The following is a 2,148-nucleotide window of genomic DNA, read 5'->3' as shown; positions in this document are numbered from 1 at the left end:
CCATCACGTCGGCCACGTTGGCGACCTTGCGGCCCTCGACGAGGATCTCGGTGCCGCTCACCACCAGCACCACGTTCTGCTTCGGCTCCTTCTCGGCCGTCGACTCCGGCAGCTGCACCGCCTTCGGGCTCGGCAGCAGCTCGACGCCGGTCGCGTTCGAGAGCAGGAAGAAGATCAGGATCGTGAACACGTCGATCAGCGAGACGAGGTTCATGTCGAGCCCCGTCTGGTTGCGCGCGCGGCGCTCGGCCCGCTTCTGCAGCGGTGTCATCAGTGCCATGGCCCCCGTCCCTATCGCTTGACGACCGGCGCATCGCCGATCGAGATGTTGGGGAACATTTCGGTGTGCACCACCGCCGGCCCCTTGGGCGTGGCGACGACGCGCACCGCATCCATCACCTGCACGAGCGCGTCGTACGAGGTGTTCGGCTCGGCCAGCACGCTGGCATCCACCTTGTCCGGAAACTTGACCTTGATCTGCTGGATCAGCGTCGACAAGGCCGCGGTGTCATACCCCTTCGCGTTGTTCGGGATGCGCTGGATCAGCCCGCCCAGGCGGTCGCCGACTTCCAGCGAATCCGGGCGCAGCACCACCTCCAGCTGAAGGTTGTCCACCTTCAGTTGCTCCACGCCGGAGTTCTTCGCCGGCAACGACAGGTCGATCACCGACAGCCTCGTGAACACGGCGGTCGACAGCAGGAACGGCACCAGCACCACGATCAGGTTGATGAACGCGGTGATCTCCAGGTGCGCCGTTTCCTTTCGCAGGCGACGACGAGCAGCCATCTCAGCGCGCTCCGGTGCTCTGCTCGGCCTTCAGGCGCTGCACCAGGTTCAGGAAGCTGATCTTGGCGGCCTCGAGGCCGTCGACGATTTCGGCCGTCTTGGCCTGCAGGAACGAGTGCAGCAGCAGGAACGGGATCGCGACCATCAGCGCGAACGCGGTGTTGTTCATCGCGATCGAGATCGAGGCCGACAGCATCTCGGCCTTCTCGGCCGGGTTGACCTGCGCCACCGCGGTGAAGCCCTTGATCAGGCCCATGATCGTGCCCAGCAGGCCGACCAGCGTGATCACGTTCGCGAAGGTCGCGATGTAGTGCGTGCGCTTCTCCAGGCGCGGCACGATTTCCATCATGCCCTCTTCCATCGCGGCGTCGAAGTCTTCACGGCGGCCCGGGCTCTGCATGCGGGTCAGGCCGTAGTTGACGATCTTGCCGATCGCGGCATCGGAGTTCGCGGTGACGTTCTGCACTTCCTTGAAGCGGCCGTTCTGCAACATCGGCAGCACGTGCGACCAGAGCTTGCGGTTCTCGCTGCGCGCCTTGTTCAGCACGATGTAGCGCTCGATCCCGATCGCCAGGCCGATCGCCATGATCAACAAGCTCGGATAGATGAACAAGCCGCAATCCTGGAAAAACTTCACTGCTGTGTTGAACGCATTCATCTCTGATCTCCGATGGAAACTACTCTGTGATTCGACAAAAAACGGCAGGCGCGCGGGTGTCGCTACTTGGCGGCTGYGGTGGGTGTGGGTGTGGCGGCAGCCACCGGCTGCGTCAGCGTGTCGTACTGGACCTGGCGGCGGAACACGTCGCGGTCGACCGGCGCGAGCGCCTCGTCGAGCACGCTGACGGCGGGGCGGCCGCTCTGGTCGCCGGCCAGCGGCTTCTTCCACGGCACGATGTACAGCACCTTCGGCAGCTCGCGGTTGCCGATGATCTGCGAGCCCTTGATGTCGGCGCGGTCCTGCGCCCACGCGGGCGCGAGGCCGGCGGCGATCAGCATCGCGAACACCGCAGCCACCGTCAGTGGCATGCGCAAGGGGTCTCGGGACTTCATGGTTTTTCCTTCCGGTTCGCAGCCGCGGCCGGCGCGGGCGCCGCGGCAGGCTGCTTACGATTCTTCAGATCTGCGACCCATTTGGTCACCGTGGCATCGCCACCCGGAGTCAACGCAAGATACCGGCCATACAGGTCGCCGGCCTGTGCAACATCCCACAGATACAGGTCGTACAGGATGCCGAGGTTCAGCAGCGGCGCCGCATAGCCGGCATCGAGCGCGATGGCGCGCTCGTAGGCGTCCTTGGCCTTCGTGAACTGGCCCTGCTGGCGGTAGGTGATGCCGAGCTGGTTGAGGTACAGCGGCTGC

At 64.8% G+C, this 2,148-nt stretch carries 5 protein-coding genes; all 5 read right to left on the bottom strand.

Going from position 1 to position 2,148, the window contains the following annotated elements:
* Positions 1-280: ExbD/TolR family protein (locus AC1D01_RS31475; protein WP_477873447.1), on the bottom strand; the 280-nt coding region annotated here is incomplete at its 3' end.
* A gap of 11 nt (positions 281-291) precedes the next feature.
* On the bottom strand, positions 292-786 hold the full coding sequence (locus AC1D01_RS31470) for an ExbD/TolR family protein (protein WP_477873446.1): 495 nt from the start codon (positions 784-786) through the stop codon (positions 292-294).
* Between the two features lies 1 nt (position 787).
* Positions 788-1,444, bottom strand: coding sequence for a MotA/TolQ/ExbB proton channel family protein (locus AC1D01_RS31465; RefSeq protein WP_047511923.1), 657 nt, complete (start codon positions 1,442-1,444; stop codon positions 788-790).
* 62 nt (positions 1,445-1,506) lie between these two features.
* The gene (locus tag AC1D01_RS31460) at positions 1,507-1,839 is read right to left on the bottom strand and encodes a hypothetical protein (RefSeq protein WP_477873445.1); all 333 of its coding nucleotides are present in this window, start codon (positions 1,837-1,839) and stop codon (positions 1,507-1,509) included.
* Positions 1,836-2,148, bottom strand: a 313-nt coding sequence (locus AC1D01_RS31455; RefSeq protein ID WP_477873444.1) for a tetratricopeptide repeat protein, incomplete at its 5' end; no start/stop codon positions are given. The genes AC1D01_RS31455 and AC1D01_RS31460, both read right to left, overlap by 4 nt.

The organism is Rhizobacter sp. P3_B12 (assembly GCF_056402895.1).
The sequence above is the reverse complement of the archived record's forward strand: the minus strand, read 5'-3'. Positions and strand labels throughout refer to the sequence as shown.

Coding starts and splice junctions, on each gene's coding strand:
- AC1D01_RS31465 (WP_047511923.1), bottom strand. CDS start 1,444: ATGAATGCGTTCAACACAGCAGTGAAGTTTTTCCAGGATTGCGGCTTG.
- AC1D01_RS31470 (WP_477873446.1), bottom strand. CDS start 786: ATGGCTGCTCGTCGTCGCCTGCGAAAGGAAACGGCGCACCTGGAGATC.